Raw genomic sequence first — 17,170 nt, 5'->3', positions numbered from 1 at the left:
AATCATCAATATCTTGGTCTCGCCAGTTTTTAAACTGTTACGATCCTATATTAATTTGTTGTTATTTTTGCGCTTGTAATTTATCGAGCCAAAATTCATCCAAGAGCTTGATTATTTCTTGCCCTCATCTTGAAGAACTCGAGCTATCTCTAAACACATATCCTCTGCTTGTGGTTCAGTACCAAAAAAGTTCAGCGTACCATGATCACAGCCTAAATACTTAATAACATTTAGGTCAATTTGATGCTGTAAAGCCTTTTTGATAAATTCTTCAGCAACTAATGTAATCAAATCATATTGGTTAAGAATAAACGTTAGCGGCGGAATTTTAGCCCAATTTCTAATATTAAACAAGTTAACTATTTCATCACGCGGATCAATCTGATGATGCAAATAGTTTTCCTCAAAACTAGTCAATGAATTAAGCATTCGCTGTACTCGATTCTTCACATATTTTTCGTCTTCCGCACATACAGCAAACTTTTGCCAATCATAATATGGTGCCATATCGTTATCAATTGCTGGATACAGTTCTATTACCCGGGAAATAATTGAGCTATCTTTCAGTATGACAATGCATGAATTAATCAGTCCACTTCCGGCACTATCGCCCGCTAACACCATCTTCGGATTTGTAGAACCAAGCTCAGCGTGATTTTCTTTTACCCAGTTAATAATGCCGAGCACATCTTCAATTGCTGCTGGATAAGGATTTTCTGGAGCTAATCTATAGTGCGGGAAAACCACTGTTGTCTGGGCCTGTTCGGCAATATATTTCATTTGCTTACCAAACTCTTCAACTTTTCCTGTCATATATGCTCCACCATGTAAGTAAATCAAAACAGGATTTTTAGCGATAATATTTACTGGCTGATAAATAAAAGTATCAATATAATGGTCATTATTTATCTCAATTAGACTTTCTTTTTTCAGCACCTCACTTGTCGTTATGTCATAAGTGACGTTTTCTGGACGATTACGGTCAAAATTTAACGAAAATGGCTTGCTGCCAACACCTTCACTCATTTTTTGTTTGATAATCTGCTTGACATGAGGATCAAGAATATCTAATCGTGGCTTTCCCCTCTGCCCTGGCACGACTTTAACGATTTCTTGCACACCATTAATTACTTGGCTTAATGAATTAGTCTGCAATTCATTGACTAATGATTTTGAATATTGTCTTTGCGTCATTTGAACACTCCTTTTTGCATAAAAAAAACCGAAAAAGCATACAAATTTGTATACTTCTTCGGTTTCGCCAGTTTCTAAGCTGTTACGATCCTAACTAATTATGCTTTTATCCTAGCATATTTTTTAACATTTGGAAAGCGCTTCCTAAAAATATTTTTTATTCTCTAATTATCCAATTTCGTTATGGCAATTGTGTTCATTATCGCAAGAACTTGTTCGCGCTTAACAAATCCAGTTTTTGTTTCCATTGCATTGGCTGTACCCGCCGCAATTGCTAAGCTAATCGCTTGCTTAAAGTCATATTTCCGATCAAGCGCGTATAATAATCCGCCAACAACGGAATCCCCTGATCCTTCGGTATTAGCTACTTCCACAGGCTTAAAATTGACTCGGTAAAAGTCATCATGATGTTTAACCAAAGCACCCCGATCACCCAGCGAAATGATGATATTAGCGATTTTATTAAGACTGCTAGCCCTTATTTCTCGCTTCAATTTATGACAATCACGCGTTACTGGTGCTGCTAGTAGTTCAGCTGCTTCTTGCTCATTGGGTTTAATAAAATCTGGCAAAGCGGTACTTTGTAGCACCTCAGTCAATGCCTGGCCAGACGTATCCAGCACGATTTTTACTTGTGGTGCGAGCCTGCGAATACTGGTAATGATTTTAGAATAAATATGCTGCATATTAGTTGGTGGAACACTACCATTCAGAGAAATAGCCGTCACGTTGTGCTTCACAATTAGCGAGGACAAAGATGCAAGCAAATTATCCATGCTACTTAGTGCAAGTCGATCGCCTTGTTCATTAATTTCGGTTTTTTCACCATTATTTTGAATAATCGTGTAACAATTACGGGTATTGCCTTTAGTAGTGATGAACTTGCAGGTATAACGGTCATTTTTGGCCTGATCTAAAATATATTGGCCATTTGGACCAGCCAAAAAACCGGTGGCGATAGTTTCGGCGCCAAGACATGCTGCCACACGAGCAGCATTAATGCCCTTGCCACCAACCATTTTCTTCACCAACTGCACCCGATTTAACTCACCTATTTCTAAATGATCAAGTTGGTACAGACGATCAACGGACGGATTAATTGTAACTGTGATATCCATTTCTCTTCCTATTCTGATGTAACTAGTAAATAACTTTAGTATATTGCGAATATTTCTTGATCTCTTCTTTACTAATTTTGCTATCAGTCACTAGAAAATCGAATTGATCAAGCTTTTGAAATGTGATGATATCTGAATGATTTAATTTAGTATGATCGGCAACAATCAAAGACTTTTCGGCATGTTCCATTGCAATATTTTGAATATTGCCTTCAGGGATTGTACTTGTAGTAACGCTATTGCCATTAATACCATTAGTTGAACAAATTGCGTAATCAAAATTTAAGCCGTCAAAAATGTTCTCAGCTTTTTCACCAAGAAATTCTTCAGTATTACGGTGCAGCTCGCCACCCGTTAAAAATAAGCGGCAATCACTTTTATTGATTTCATTAAAGGCTACTAAACTATTAGTTACAAAAGTTAGATTTTTCGTAACCAATAATGGTACTGCCTGCAACAGAGTTGTTCCTGCACCCAAATAAATTGTTGAATTGTTAGCAATTTGCTTTGCTAGCAACTTCGCAATTTCCTTTTTTTCATCAATATTTTTTTGCAACTTCTCATTAGTAGTTGATTCTGCTTGGTAGTTGCTTTTTGCGCCGCCATAAATTCGGGTAATATCCCCTGATTCTTCCAATCTCTTTAAATCACGTCTGATAGTCATGGAAGAAACTTGTAAGTTCTTCGCAATATCAACCGTTGTCATAAAGCCGGTTTTACGTAAAAGATTGTTTATGGCTGTTAATCTTTTTTCTTGTAAACTCAAAAAAATCACTTCTTTTATTCAATTTTACCATCACACCAGAAGTATATCAAACATTGTCCAACATTTAAAGTTCATCTATGTTAAAGTTTGTTAAATTTAGGTTGACAATGTTCAACTAGCGTATTATATTGAAAACGTATTCAAAAGTGAAAGGAGGAGAAATTTTTGTTTTACCAAGATTTAATTGACTTAAATATTGCGGTTGATACTGAAGAACAGCTATTTGACTTAGTCGGAACTAGAGTTATCAGTCAAGATTTTGCCAATCTAGGCTATATTGCTAATTTAGAAAAAAGAGAGTTAGCATACCCTACCGGTTTAAAATTTGCCGATATTGCCTTAGCACTGCCACATGTTGACCCGCAATACGTTAAGCGACCATTTATTTATCTTGCTCGCACTATTAGTTCCTTAAAACTTAAGCAAATGGGTGACAGCTCTGACATATCTGCCCAGAACTTTTTGTTTTTAGGTCTTAAAAATGGCGAAAAGCAGCCTGAATTGCTAGCCAAAATTATTGCAGCTTTTCAAGATCAGAACTTTGTTGAACAGTTTCAAAAAACAAAGGATTCACAAAATATGCTTCAGCTCGTTGAAGCGAAATTTAGGGGGTTATCAAAATGAAAACAATTTTAGTTTGTTGTGGTACGGGAGTAGCAACCAGCCCGCAAGTCGCTAATAAGATTAATGATTTCTTAGCAGAACAAGGGTTGGATCACCTGGCAAAAGCCACTCCTGAGCCAATCGGTGAAGCAAAAACCACAATTGAGAATGATGATAATGTCATTATCTATGTGGGCATTGCTCCCGCAGATGGTGACCTGCAAGAAGTTCTTGATGCTAATCATGTTGTGGGCATGGTCGGTTTACCCTGGCTAACTGGCATGGATCAGGACAATGCCAATCAAAAAGTAGCTGATATCGTCAAGCAGGCGGAATAGCATTTCATCATTGGAGGTGAATTTAATGGATTGGAATGGAATAGTCCAAGGGATATTGAGCGTTGGTGCCCAGGTTTTAATTCCGATTTTAATTATGATCTTAGGGCTAATTTTTGGAATGAAACCCTCTAAAGCTATCCTTTCCGGACTCTATTTAGGAACCGGATTTATTGGCATGTCAATGGCGATCAACCAGTTGACTGAAACCGTTAGTCCTGCTGCAAAGGCTCTGGCCAAATATACTGGCATCAATTTACCGGCAGTTGACTTTGGTTGGACTGGTGCAGCTGCAATTACTTGGAGTTGGACCCTAGCCTTTTTGTTTTTCGTCGTAGAAATCGTGGTTAATTTAGTCATGATTTTTACCAAAATGACTAATACAATGAACGCCGACATGTGGAATGTTTGGGGTATCGCACTGACAGCTTACATGGTTTACCAAATTTCTGGCAGTTTAATCTGGGGCTTTATCTGTGGGGCCATCCAAGTTGTTATCTGCTTAAAATTGGGAGATATGTGGAGTAAAGAAATTGCCAATATGCTTGGGTATGAGGGTGTTACCGTAACCCACATTGAGGCATTTACAGCGATTATTATGTCCCCGATTAACAAATTGATGGACTACATCCCCATTTTTAACCGTGAATGGGATGCAACATCGTTAAAACGTAAGATTGGTGTCTTTAGTGAACCAGTAACAATGGGCGCCATTATTGGCCTAGTGTTGGCACTAGCTGGACGCTACAGTATCGGTGATGCCCTTAATCTTGCGGTCACCGTCGGAGCTGTTATGGCGATTTTTCCAGTAATGGCCAAGTTCTTTATGGATGCTCTAACACCATTTGGAACTACTATGAGTAATTTTATGAAAAAACACGTTAAAGGAAGAACATTCGTTATTGGATTAGATTGGCCAATCTTAGGGCAGAGTACCGAATTATGGGTAACCATGGTGCTAATGATCCCAATTTCAATTATTTATGCGGCTATTTTGCCAGGTAACAAGATTTTACCAATTGCAGGTGTAATTAATTATTGTATTGGCGTTGGCGGCTTACTACTGACTGGTGGCAATCTCTTACGAATGATGGTTCTCGGCATTATTTACGAACCAATCTTTTTGTACGGCGCATCATATTTTGCTGATATTTTTACTAAGTTAGCGAAATCAAGTACTTCAATTAAAGTTCCAGCAGGTGCCCAAGTTTCTTGGAGCTCAATCGAAGCACCGGAATTAAGATTTTTAATGGCTTGGGTAGGTCGTGGTAACATCTGGGCGATTGTTGGTTTAATTGCCCTTCTGGCACTTTTCTGGCTCCTTTACCGGTCATTTAAAAAGAACCCGATTCCGGCATTGAAATATAGCAAGTTAAAGTAATGGTGTAAAAATGGTAAAAAGTAAATTTTTTTGGACCTGCTTATCCTTTTTAGCCTTTAGCTTATTCTTTTTAGCAATTTTTTCCCATCAATATTGGTTAAACATTTTCGTAATTGGTTTAGGGATGCTAATCGATAAGAAAGGAAGTGGTATTCTTTTTTCTAAAAAACACAGAGTCACTACAACAAAAGATAATTAGAAAGGAAGAATTTGATGCAATATCCAGCAGGCAGAATACCATTTGAATATGAACGCGAAGATTTGGCCAAGGTCGTTCGTGAGGTAATGGAACGGCGCGATACCAATATTGTTGGTGGAAATATCAGTATTAAAGTGCAGGACGAAACCGGCAAAAACTATTATGTGATGACGCCAACCATGATGTCAGAAGCATACATGGGTTACCTAACGGCCGACCAAATTTTAGTCATTGAACCGCATACGCGCAAAGTTATTTCTGGCAACGGTAATGTTACACGTGAAATAAATATGCACGAAGCCATTTATGATACCAATCCCGAGATTAAGTGTGTTTTTCACTCCCATGCTGATCAGTGCATGTTTTGGGGAACAAGCGGGTTAAATATGCCGAATGTCACTGAGGCAACACAAAAATTACAAGAAATTAGAACCCTTACGTGGCATCCCATGTGTACGGAAGAATTAGCCCAATATGTCGCCGGTGAAATCAAAAAACTAGGCAAAAAGGCGTTACGTAACGGTTTTATCCTTAATTCTCACGGTACCCTCTTTACTTCTGGCGGCAAGGACATGGATCCCTTAACTGCTCTGCACAAATCTTTGGCTGATGTTGATATTACCGAATATAATGCCAAAGTTGCTTACAAGCAAACCGTTTTTCAGCAAATCGGCGTCTTAGACGGATATTATTCGGAAGATACCAAGATTGGCACTTGGGAAGATGTTAAAGCGGGTAAAGCTCTTTATAATCGGAAAAAAGGGCAAAATAAAAAAGGCGACTAACTAGTGCCCCTTTTATCAAATATAACTACTTTGAAGATATAACAAATTTTACGCAAATGCAACTTTAATCTCAGATTATTAGTTAATGGTCCGTAAAAATTGGTTATTCTTCCACTTAAAAAGCTGACAAATTTTTGTCAGCTTTTTTTGCGGCTATTGTAAATATAATTAGGAGATGTAGTTGATTTACCATAGCCTGCTAATAATATTAATCCAGTGTTTGTACCCAGCCCTCTGGGCCCTTCTTTTTACCGTATTGAATATCAACTAATTCATTGTACAGTTTAGTTGTCACCGGACCGGTTTCTGTTTCACTGTAAATAACATGCCTTTTACCATTATAGGTAATGGAGCCCACCGGCGAAATAACAGCGGCGGTACCCATTGCACCAGCTTCTTTCATCTTAAAAGCTTCTTCTAAGGTGATTTGGCGCTCAACCGGATTTAATCCCTGCTCCTTAGCAAGCTCTAACAAGGACCGTTTGGTAATTGAAATTAAAATCGATTTTGACTTAGGAGTAACAAATTGGCCTTCTTGGGTAATGCCATAAAAGTTGGCGCCACCAAACTCATCAACATATTTATGTTCACGTGGATCAAGGTACAAACAATCGGCATAGCCATTCTTATGCGCCTCAACCGATGGCAATAAACTGCTGGCATAGTTACCTGAGGTTTTAGCTTGACCAGTTCCCGCATAAGCAGCACGGTCATAATCGCTGACAATATAGTCGGCTGGGTTCAAGCCCTTGATATAAGCCCCTACCGGAACGGCAAAAATGCGAAAAATGTATTCATCGGCAGCTTGAACACCCAAAACATTTGAGGTACCAACCATGAATGGACGTAAATAAAGAGTTGCGCCACTATCATATGGTGGCACAAATTCTTCATTCGCATGCACCACTTGCTTTACTGCCTCTACAAACCGGTCTTCAGGAAATGGTGGCATTGCCAAGCGCTGAGCTGACAAAGTAAAACGATGAGCGTTTTGATCTGGGCGAAACAAGTTGATTTTACCGTCCTCACGCCGGTAGGCTTTCAAACCTTCAAAAATCTCTTGGCCATAGTGCAGTACTTCTGCCCCTTCGGAAAGGGTAATGGTTGAATCCTCAACCAACTTTCCTTCTTGCCATTCGCCGTCTTTATATTTAGCTTCATAGCGATATGGTAAATCGCGATAAACGAAGCCTAAATTTTTCCAATCAAGATCTTCTACTCGTTGTTTCATAACAATCCACCCTTTATTACTCCTTATGTTACATAAACTAATAATAAACTATTAGCTTTTTAATTAATAGTTAATTGTTAACTAATTTAGACCATAAATTTAATGATGTCAATCCTTTATTGCACAAATTACCAAAATATCTTTTTGGCAAAAAATAGTTAACTCTGCTTGAGTGTCACACGTGAAACAAATAGTTCAGTCAGTAGTTCAATACTATGATAAAAGGCAATAACCATTGGGCAGGAAAAAACTTACTACTTCAAATTTAGACAAAAAAAGACTAGCTCCCGCGAAGTAGCGGAAACTAGTCCTCAATTATTGTTTAGCAATTAGCCTAATTTTCAATTAGTCCTTATTTTCTTTAGTTTCAGATTTAGTTTTATCGGTCTTATCAGCTTTTGGTGTGATAGTTAAAACTGCATCACCATTTAAGTAAACATGCTGGTCATCTGCAGTAAACTTAACTTCTTTGGTGTCAGGCTCCTTCATTAGCAATTTTGCAATTGGAGTTTCCAGATCTTGCTCAACTACCCGACGTAGTGGCCGTGCACCAAATTTCTTATCATAGCCTTTTTCTGCCAAGTAAGCTTTTGCTTCAGGGGAAATTTCTACTTTCACATCCCTCTTAGCTAAGACATGTGACATCTTCTTTAAGTAAATATCAATGATCTTAGTCATATCTTCTTCGGTCAGTGAATTGAACGGTACGATTGCATCAAGCCGGTTCAAAAACTCTGGTCTGAAGTAAGCTTCTAAGGCTTTGATCATTTTATCATGGTCGACCTTGCCATCCTTGAGTAAGTTATCAGAATACCCAGCATTTGAAGTCATGATCAATATTGTATCTTTAAATGAAACAGTTCTACCTTGGGCATCGGTTAAGCGACCATCATCCATAATTTGTAATAATGCGTTAAAGACTTGTGGATTAGCTTTTTCAATTTCGTCAAACAAAATCAAGCTATATGGTTGATGCCGTACTTTTTCAGTTAATTGTCCACCTTCACCGTAGCCAACATAGCCTGGTGCTGAACCAATCAGTTTATTAACTGCCATTTGGTCTTGGTACTCGGACATATCAAGTCTAATCAGGTGATTTTCACCGCCGAACAATTGAATTGCCAATTGTTTAGCCAGCTCAGTTTTACCAACACCAGTTGGACCAGTCAGTAGGAATGACCCAGTTGGACGATTATTATCCTTGAATACTTGCTTACGGGCAATTGCATCAGTAATCACGTCAATTGCATTATCCTGATCAATAACGGCCTTCTTTAATTTAGCAGCTAAATCAAGGTTCTTTTGTCCCTCACTGGCATGAAGTTCGCTCATTGGAATCTTAGTTTTTGCTTCAATTAAAGCATAGATGTCTTGGTCGGTTACGCGTGGAGTTGCAGCATCATCAACGTGATCAGCTTTTTCACGTAATTCCTCAATCTTCTTCTTCAAATCACTAGCTTTATTGTAGTCCTCATTTTTAGCGGCCTCTTCTTTTTCCTTTTCAAGACTAGTAATTCTCTTTTTAATTGATGCTTCATCACTAGGAATAGTGTCAAGACCCTTCTTAGCACCAGCTTCGTCCATTAAGTCAATTGCCTTATCTGGCAAATAGCGACCCTGAATGTAACGTTGTGATAATTCAACGGCTAAGCGTAAAGCACTGTCACTGTATTTAACGTGGTGATAGTCTTCATACTTTTTCTTTAGACCCTCTAAAATTTTAACCGTTACATCAGCGGATGGCTCTGGAACTTGTACTGGTTGGAAACGACGTGCCAAAGCAGCATCATTTTCAATTCGACGGTATTCTCCTGTTGTCGTTGCACCGATTAAGTTCAAGTCACCACTAGCCAGAGCTGGTTTCAAAATGTTAGCAGCATCGCCACTATTATTTTCAGAATCAGTTGAACCTGCACCAACAATGTTATGAATTTCATCAATGAATAAGATGATGTTTGGATTCTTTTTAGCTTCGTCAATTACCTTCTTCAGGCGCTCTTCGAAACTACCACGAAGGCTAGAACCCGCAACCATATCATTAATGTTAATTGCAATAATATGCTTATCTTTCATCTTGTCAGGAACATCACCTGAAGCAATTTTTTGTGCTAAGCCCTCAACAATCGCGGTTTTACCAACACCTGCAGGTCCGACTAAAACCGGATTATTCTTTTTACGTCTGCTTAAAATTTCAATTACTTCTTGGATTTGTTCATCACGACCAATTACAGGATCGTATTTATTGTTTTTAGCTTGCTCAACTAAGTCAACGCCAATTGGTTTTTCCTTTTTTGGTTGACCAGGCATTTGGCCGTTCTGGTTCATGCCTTGTGGAGAAATATTCATGCTCGAATAGTGAACTGGAATCGAGCCATTATCATCATTGTTAAAGAAAGAATTATTTAATTCGTTAAATAGATTGTCAAATTCGTTATCAAAATATGCCATACATATACACCCCTTTAATAGGTTTAAATTTTGTAATTAGCACTCGATGCTGTCGACTGCTAACTGCTTACATATAATATTGTAGCAGGTTATCCACAGAATGCAACCCTTTTTGCTTACTTTTCCACATTTTTTTGCTTAACTTGTGAATTTTTCCTTTTTTAACTAAAAAACCTTGATAAATCAACTTTATTGTTGTTATCAAGGTTTAATAATTATGCTATTTTTGATATAAATTCATGTGTTCAGCCAAATATTTGGCGGTTAAACTATCCTTTTTGTGCGATATATCCACAGGCTGCCCACATGCAACAATTTTTCCTCCCTGCAATCCACCGCGTGGACCCATGTCAATCATATAATCACTATTAGCCATAATATCCAGATCATGAGTAATCGTAATAATCGTTGCCTTCTGCTTCAGTAATTTTTGAAAAACAGCTAGCAAGGTCCTAACATCGTGTGGATGAAGACCAACTGTTGGCTCATCAAAGACAAAAAGACTGCCTTTTTGCCGCCGGTGGAGATGACTAGTCAATTTTAGCCGCTGTGCTTCTCCGCCTGACAACGCAGGTGTTGATTCACCTAAATGCAGGTATCCTAGCCCCATATCATGCAAAGTAGTAATTGTTTTTTCAATCTTAGGCTCATCCCTAAATAACTGTTCTTTCAAAGCATCGTCAACCGAATAATCAAGCACGTCTGCAATACTCAGTCCATGCCATTTTACACGCAAGACGTCTTGGTTAAACCGGTGACCGCCACAAACCGAACAAGTCTCAACCATATCGGGCAAATACTGAATATCAAGTGAAATTGCTCCGGTACCACCACATGCCGGACACGCACCTTCTTTATTATTGTAGGAAAAATGCGCTGCCTTATACTTTAGCTTTTGAGCTAACGGCTGGCGGGCAAATAATTTGCGCAAATTATCCATAATATCAGTATAAGTAGCGACCGTAGAACGCTGATTTTTGCCAACCGGCGAAGAATCAACGCTAATAACATTTTTGATTCCACCGCTAGTCAAATCTTTTACCCAGCTTGGACCATCTACCTGTTTTTCTTGCGCCTTTAATGCGGGAATGAGCGAATCAAGAATTAACGTTGTTTTGCCTGCTCCAGAAAAACCCGTAACTGCAGTCAACCGCCCAACCGGAATTTGCGTGTGAACATTTTGTAAATTAAAGCGGCCTTTGACAGTAAACTTAATTGTGCCTTCACTAAAAAGCTTCTTTGTATCCACCTGTGGCCGCACATAAAGCGGAGCTGTTCCTTTTAAATACGGACCAATTAGGGATTCTGGCTTCTGCGCAATTTCTTTTGGCGAACCTTCAGCGATTATTTGGCCGCCCTGCGAACCTGAACCCGGACCAATTTCAACAATCCAGTCAGCAGCACTTATAATTGAAGTTTCATGATCAACAACGACTAATGAATTGCCTTGATTGACCAGTTCGTGAAAAACCTCAATTAACCCAGCAACATTATCTGGATGCAGTCCCACAGATGGTTCATCCAGCACATAAAGTACTCCTGTAGTTTCTGTCCGCAAGGTGCGCCCCAATTGAATTCGCTGCAATTCACCAGTTGAAAGACTATTAGCCTGACGAGCTAAGCTCAAGTAATCTAACCCTAATTTTAGTAGGGGCTTAACCTGATGCAGCAATTCACCCGTCAGATTTTGCGCTAAAGCTTGCATATCATCTGGCAACCAGGCTGCGATTTCTTTCATATAATCGTCAAGTTCACCGAGCGTAAGTTGTTCTGCTTCAACAATATTTTTTCCAGCTACCAATTGACTCCAGCGACTTGGGTCAATCCGGTGCCCATGACAGCGCGGGCAGGTTTTAAAACGGTAAAAAGAATTAATCCGTTCCAGTCCACGCTCTGATTTCGTAGTTTTGCGTGAATTGGCCACAGCATTATAGGCATTTTCATATAAGGCATCGAGATGATAAACTCGGCCCGTTGAAGTAGGCAAATCCACCGGCACCTTACGTTCCTTGCCGTGTAAAACAATTTCCTTTTCTGCTTTAGTCAAGTCTTTGTACGGTACGTCTGTCCGGACACCAAGTTCACGGGCGATGCGCCACATCCAATTGCGACCCGGAATCTGCCAGGTCGCCACGGCACCATTTTCTAGAGTTAATTCTTCGTTAGCAATAATCTTACTATCATCAATTTGTTCTACTGTTCCTAAACCTTGGCATTTTTTACATGCGCCATCGGAATTAAAGGCAAAATCTTCTGCACTAAAAGCATAGAATTGTTCGCCACAAGCTGGGCAAGTAAGGCGCCCCATTGCCTCACCGGTTAAATCCATCGCTTCAGCAATCTTGATTGTTGGCGCCATCCGGTGGCCATTGGGACAAACTGGCGAACCTAACCGGGAAAAAATTAGCCGTAAAACATTGAAAACTTCTGTTACCGTGCCAACGGTTGACCGGACGCCCGGAATACTCGGCCGCTGGCGCAAGGCTAGCGCCGAAGGGATGTGCTTTACCTCATCGACTTGTGCCCGCCCGACCTGACTTATTCGCCTTTTAGTGTAAGCCGCCAGCGAATCAAGGTAGCGACGGGCACCTTCAGAATACAGAATACCCATTGCTAAACTGGATTTACCCGAACCACTTAAACCTGATATTGCGACAAATCGGTGCAATGGAATGGCCACATTGATATTTTTTAAATTGTTGACCCTGCCACCAATAACTTCGATTTTAGTCGGCTGTTCTTGATATTTCATGTATTACGATCCTTTCTTCTTGGTTTCAGCTGTTTTCCCGGCTTAACTGGTCGATCTGGTTTTCTCAGTAAGTATTCCCGAATTGCCTGGATAACCTGCTTATTTTGCGGTAAATCCGAGTGGTCAGCTTTCTCGCCGGTTACGGTCATCGCTGTATAAGACTTTACCTGATTTTGAAAAATAAACTTACCCGCAGCAACGCTTGTTTCTGGTACAATGCCGTCTGATTCGTAACTTTTACCACCAGATAATGAATAAACCTTAAGGTTTTTAGGCAAAGCGGAACGCTTTTTAATAAAATCAGCTAACATTTGTGTGCGATTCTTGATATTGCTCTCAGTAAAATTATACGGCGTTCCCAATGTCATTAGCCGCTTCATTTTTGTGTCACTTGCATACTGTGCATAATAATGCTCCAGCCAATATGTCCAAATCAACCCACCGTTTGAATGACCGAAGGCCTTAAAATTATTAAACTTGTAATTTTGCATTAATGAGTCAAACGCAATATCCAACCAATAGGCTTGTTTCTTGATATTGGCATAACCATCCTTATTATTAGCAAAACCAATAATGATGATCGGTTCTAAATCATTTTTCCCAATTGAACCACTGTATGACAGTTTTGCTTCACGTGAAACAGTAACTTTGAGCACACTATGCTGATTCATGGTTGTTTTATTCAGTTGGTCAATCAAATCATTAAAGCGCTCGGTCGTTGCACTCGATCCCGGCACCATGATTACCGGTGAAAGCAGTGAGCGGCTGCGTTCGGCTCGGGCTTTATTATCCCTTTTCATCCAAAAATAACTGGGGATGGCGAGGACAACCATGAGTGTAATTAACAAAGTCAACCATTTTAAATTAGGATTTTTGTGCAAACGCATTGCTGCTGCCCCCTTTACTCAACTTCAGTTTTAATTCTACTCTTTCATTTATCCTGATAAACGGCCACATTAAGCATAAATCCAGGGCGAAAAGCACCATCACAAACAAAAGAGCCGTCCAGTTGCCGTTAGTGCCAAAAAATGAAATCAATAGTCCCGGAGTTCCCTTTAAAATAGGATATACACAAACAGGAATAATCCGCAATGTGATTGCACCTGCGGCTAAAGTCATGTTAATTAATGGAATTAAAATACTTGGTAAAATAAAAACAGGATTAAGAATAATTGGCAGGCCAGCCGCAAAGCCTAAACTTGACCCAAAAGCTGCTGGGATTAAATTAAGCCGTGCAATTGCGCCGATTTCCTTGTTTCCGTGCCGCAGTAACAGTAAAACAATCACCGCTAAAATGACACTCGCGCCGCCCATCGTACCGTAAGCCTTAATTAACGAGCTACCTAAGTACTTGTAGGGCACATTCCACGAACTACCGTGCTGAAACGCATATGTCAGATTCTCAGCAGTGTAAGCATTATTTACCGTGCCAGCAAAAGCATGTAAAGGGTAGCCGATCCCCAACCAGTTTAGAAAAGTTACTATTAATGATAAGAATAAGACTTCTAACAGGTTGTTCGTGGTTTGCAGCCGGCTGACCAATTCGTTAAAACTAGCAGAATTGAGTAATTTGATTTGTAATTCATAAATAATAATCCCGAGCACCACTCCCAAAGCGAGTGAAACAAAAAAGGGCAACACTGCGTCCCAAGCACGATGCTGAATCCACTTTGTGCTTTCATTTTCTACTGGTACATAATTTTTTCCTAGTAAATGAAACACCTGTCCAACACAAAAACCAACAATTAATGCACTAAAAACAGCATTAATTTGTAACAGGCTGATTGTGAATGATACTTGATTGCCGTGGCCACTGTTAGAGGCATATGAACAAAAGAGCATAATTAAAACGGAAGTCATTCCTGACATTGTTGAATCTTTATGGTAGATTCTAGCGGTATAGCGCGCCATAAAATAGCTGGCATAAACGCCAAATACCCCAAACGTTATTTCAATCATGCCGCGACAAACAAATGAACCCGCATACCAAATATGATCAGACATGATTTTATCAAGACTAAAAATGTTATAAATCAGGCCATCTGGAGAAAAGACCAAATCATTTAGCAGATTGAAAAAAGCACCAATAACAGCAATTGGCATTAGCATTACTAAGGTTCTTTGCGCCGCCCGCAAAAAAGTCCATTGCCTAATTCGCAAAACAGACTTTGTAAGTATATTTAACATTGTTCAAGCCCTTACTTTATACAGTATTTGGAATAAAATACTACTCCAATTATTCACTACCAGCAATTTTTTTATTTGAAATATAAATTTATTCCTTTCTGACCGCCCTGATACGTGAAAATGTTATAATAGAAGCGGTTATTGGAAGGTGGGAAAATGAGCAGGAAAAAAATCGAACTGAATGAAAAAGTAGAAAAACTGGCAGAAAAGTATCTCCAACTAACTAGAACTGATTTAGATGACCTAACCAATACTGCTTTAAAGGCTTATCTTATTGATCATTTAAATTCCAACCAAATTAAAGAAGCGCTAAAAGATACTGATGACATAAGCTCCGAATATACCGGAAAATTGTTTAATATTGATGATTTAAACAAATTTTAGCTAAACATTTAAACAAACTAAAAAGGACAGGCTGATTAATGAGCCTGTCCTTTATTTTGTTTATTTATTAAATTATTGTCTAAATTGATCACCGGCCAGATTACGGTAGAAGTTTGCCTTGGTCGTTTGCTCATATGGAATAAGCCAAATAAAGCCGATTCCTAGAGTAAGCGATGCAAGAATTGCCCAACCAATGAAACTGAGATCAAGTACAAATAATTCCCACTTGTGTCCGTTCATCAGCCGCCTACTTTCTGTAATACCGGTAGTTGCATGAACTTCATGACCACTATCAACCAGATCACTAACAATATAAGGCGTCATTGCATAAGAATAAGACTTAATGAGGCCGGGAATGACTAACAGTAATGACCACAAAAATTGAAAAATATTGCTTAAAAGATAATTAATTAGTTCCGGAATAAACCGATTATCAGTAAAAACCGAAAAAATAGAGCGCCAAAAATTAAACTTGCGACCTTCAGTAAAAGCTAAAAAGGTAATAACCATACTCAGCATAAAGAAACCGCTAAGAAATCCAGTTCCGCTATTGCCAAGTAGTCTTCCAGCCCAAATTCCCGGATTAAACACTGATTCTGGGTGGCTACTTCCCATTACCTCATTCATATCATTCACTGTTTTAAGTGTAGCATTAATACTTGGCCCAAATAAAATAGCATTTATTATTACAAGCACTAGGCTAACGAAAGCTGCCCAGACCCAATTACCATGCAGCTGACTTTTAGCTTCAGCTTTTAATTCAGCTCTTGTCATATTGATCTCCTTTATATACTCCTATTTAAATACATACTACTATTTTAAAGTACATAAATGCAAAGAAAATACAAAAAGCCTAGTCCCACCAACAATCGGAACTAAGCTCACACAGTGTTTGTGCCACCATTACTGACCACATATAGAAATTTACATTTTCGCTACCGGAGAAAATGAGTTCTTTCCCTATGGCGGCACAACAAAATTTTAGCATGCAATTAACTAAAAAACAAGGTACAACCAATTATATTTTCACTACTTACCGTGTTTCTTCAATAACTGCAACATAATTTTATCAATACGATCTTTCAAAACCACAAATTCGCCCTTCCGCGTCTTATTGGCCTGAATAATAATCATGGTCTTCGCCGTCTTCGTGCTGCGCATGAAGGTGTAGTAGCCTTCTCCTGCCCCATTAGCCGTCTTTAGCCCTAAACTGGCATCGTTATAAAAACCACCATTATAATAATATGGCGGACGCGCCCGGTAGAGTTCTCGCCGGCTCTTTTTACTGAGCAGGCTGCCGGCCAGAATATAATTCATTACCTTGGCTAAATCATGATTTGACATCACGACTGACCCGGCACCCAATTCATCATGCGCGGCTTGCAGCGCCTTTTTGTGCTTGACCACATCATAGCGCCCGCCGCGGTAAATCATGCCCGGTACCAAGCGGCTGGCAATAATCTTACCCGGCTTGGACCATAAAAACTCCGTCTGTTTTAACTGCAGCGGCTCAACGTATGTTGCCCGGAAAAGCTGCTCATAGCTTTGACCGGTTACCTGCGTCATTATGCCGCACAAGTATACATAATTAAGCGAGCTGTAATACCATTTGCCCAACATCTTCGGCTTAAACACCGTCTTTTTCACATCGCAGGCTAGATTATCCTGGTCAGAGACAAAGTGCCGCCGGCCTAACCGCGCTCCTGGTTTTAACTGCAGCCCAGCCGTCATTGCCAATAAATTTTCAATCGTAATCTTTTTCGCACCCGGTATTGCCGGATAGAACC

General features: G+C 39.4%; 15 protein-coding genes. 5 read left to right on the top strand and 10 right to left on the bottom strand.

All coding sequences use genetic code 11. The annotated features are described in order from the left end of the window. Positions 1 to 111: 111 nt before the first annotated feature. The 3 genes from J3U69_RS04735 to J3U69_RS04725 form a co-directional block, all read right to left on the bottom strand. The gene (locus J3U69_RS04735; protein WP_267413210.1) at positions 112 to 1,194 is read right to left on the bottom strand and encodes an alpha/beta hydrolase; all 1,083 of its coding nucleotides are present in this window, start codon (positions 1,192 to 1,194) and stop codon (positions 112 to 114) included. Between the two features lie 164 nt (positions 1,195 to 1,358). Then, positions 1,359 to 2,312 carry a 1-phosphofructokinase family hexose kinase gene (locus J3U69_RS04730; protein WP_267413209.1) on the bottom strand — a complete coding sequence of 318 codons (954 nt, stop codon included), beginning with the start codon at positions 2,310 to 2,312 and terminating at the stop codon, positions 1,359 to 1,361. Between the two features lie 22 nt (positions 2,313 to 2,334). Beyond that, positions 2,335 to 3,078, bottom strand: coding sequence for a DeoR/GlpR family DNA-binding transcription regulator (locus tag J3U69_RS04725; RefSeq protein ID WP_296286773.1), 744 nt, complete (start codon positions 3,076 to 3,078; stop codon positions 2,335 to 2,337). A 165-nt stretch (positions 3,079 to 3,243) separates the two neighbouring features. Between J3U69_RS04725 and J3U69_RS04720 the strand changes: the two genes are divergently transcribed. The 4 genes from J3U69_RS04720 (at position 3,244) to J3U69_RS04705 (ending at position 6,381) form a co-directional block, all read left to right on the top strand. Then, complete coding sequence (locus J3U69_RS04720) at positions 3,244 to 3,702, top strand: PTS sugar transporter subunit IIA (protein WP_267413208.1); 459 nt, start codon at positions 3,244 to 3,246, stop codon at positions 3,700 to 3,702. Next, positions 3,699 to 4,019: a PTS galactitol transporter subunit IIB gene (locus J3U69_RS04715; RefSeq protein ID WP_220220381.1), complete on the top strand. Its 321-nt coding sequence runs from the start codon at positions 3,699 to 3,701 to the stop codon at positions 4,017 to 4,019. The genes J3U69_RS04720 and J3U69_RS04715 overlap by 4 nt, the downstream gene beginning before the upstream one ends. 25 nt (positions 4,020 to 4,044) lie before the next feature. Continuing rightward, complete coding sequence (locus J3U69_RS04710; RefSeq protein WP_220232513.1) at positions 4,045 to 5,397, top strand: PTS galactitol transporter subunit IIC; 1,353 nt, start codon at positions 4,045 to 4,047, stop codon at positions 5,395 to 5,397. Positions 5,398 to 5,610: 213 nt separating this feature from the next. Continuing rightward, positions 5,611 to 6,381: a class II aldolase/adducin family protein gene (locus tag J3U69_RS04705; RefSeq protein WP_220220383.1), complete on the top strand. Its 771-nt coding sequence runs from the start codon at positions 5,611 to 5,613 to the stop codon at positions 6,379 to 6,381. A gap of 208 nt (positions 6,382 to 6,589) precedes the next feature. Here the strand turns inward: J3U69_RS04705 and J3U69_RS04700 are convergent, their stop codons facing one another. From J3U69_RS04700 to J3U69_RS04680, 5 genes are all read right to left on the bottom strand, one after another. Continuing rightward, on the bottom strand, positions 6,590 to 7,612 hold the full coding sequence (locus tag J3U69_RS04700; RefSeq protein WP_267413206.1) for a branched-chain amino acid aminotransferase: 1,023 nt from the start codon (positions 7,610 to 7,612) through the stop codon (positions 6,590 to 6,592). Positions 7,613 to 7,957: 345 nt separating this feature from the next. Beyond that, positions 7,958 to 10,060, bottom strand: coding sequence for an ATP-dependent Clp protease ATP-binding subunit (locus J3U69_RS04695; protein ID WP_267413204.1), 2,103 nt, complete (start codon positions 10,058 to 10,060; stop codon positions 7,958 to 7,960). Between the two features lie 220 nt (positions 10,061 to 10,280). Further along, positions 10,281 to 12,812: an ATP-binding cassette domain-containing protein gene (locus tag J3U69_RS04690; protein ID WP_267413203.1), complete on the bottom strand. Its 2,532-nt coding sequence runs from the start codon at positions 12,810 to 12,812 to the stop codon at positions 10,281 to 10,283. Continuing rightward, positions 12,809 to 13,699 (bottom strand): alpha/beta hydrolase, encoded by an 891-nt coding sequence (locus tag J3U69_RS04685; protein WP_220220387.1) that lies wholly within the window; start codon positions 13,697 to 13,699, stop codon positions 12,809 to 12,811. Before J3U69_RS04685 ends, J3U69_RS04690 begins: the two co-directional genes overlap by 4 nt. Beyond that, positions 13,677 to 14,999, bottom strand: coding sequence for a PTS sugar transporter subunit IIC (locus J3U69_RS04680; RefSeq protein WP_103752592.1), 1,323 nt, complete (start codon positions 14,997 to 14,999; stop codon positions 13,677 to 13,679). The genes J3U69_RS04685 and J3U69_RS04680 overlap by 23 nt, the downstream gene beginning before the upstream one ends. Before the next feature lie 156 nt (positions 15,000 to 15,155). Here J3U69_RS04680 and J3U69_RS04675 point away from each other — a divergent pair, with 156 nt between their 5' ends. Beyond that, complete coding sequence (locus J3U69_RS04675; protein WP_103752593.1) at positions 15,156 to 15,383, top strand: hypothetical protein; 228 nt, start codon at positions 15,156 to 15,158, stop codon at positions 15,381 to 15,383. Positions 15,384 to 15,455: 72 nt separating this feature from the next. On the opposite strand, the gene J3U69_RS04670 is transcribed toward J3U69_RS04675, so the two are convergent. Both J3U69_RS04670 and J3U69_RS04665 read right to left on the bottom strand, forming a co-directional pair. Continuing rightward, positions 15,456 to 16,157 carry a DUF975 family protein gene (locus J3U69_RS04670; RefSeq protein WP_258567350.1) on the bottom strand — a complete coding sequence of 234 codons (702 nt, stop codon included), beginning with the start codon at positions 16,155 to 16,157 and terminating at the stop codon, positions 15,456 to 15,458. A 255-nt stretch (positions 16,158 to 16,412) separates the two neighbouring features. Beyond that, positions 16,413 to 17,170: serine hydrolase domain-containing protein (locus J3U69_RS04665; RefSeq protein WP_267413202.1), on the bottom strand; the 758-nt coding region annotated here is incomplete at its 5' end.

Source organism: Lactobacillus sp. B4026 (assembly GCF_026535825.1).
In the GTDB taxonomy this organism is placed as follows: domain Bacteria; phylum Bacillota; class Bacilli; order Lactobacillales; family Lactobacillaceae; genus Lactobacillus; species Lactobacillus panisapium.
The sequence above is the reverse complement of the archived record's forward strand: the minus strand, read 5'-3'. Positions and strand labels throughout refer to the sequence as shown.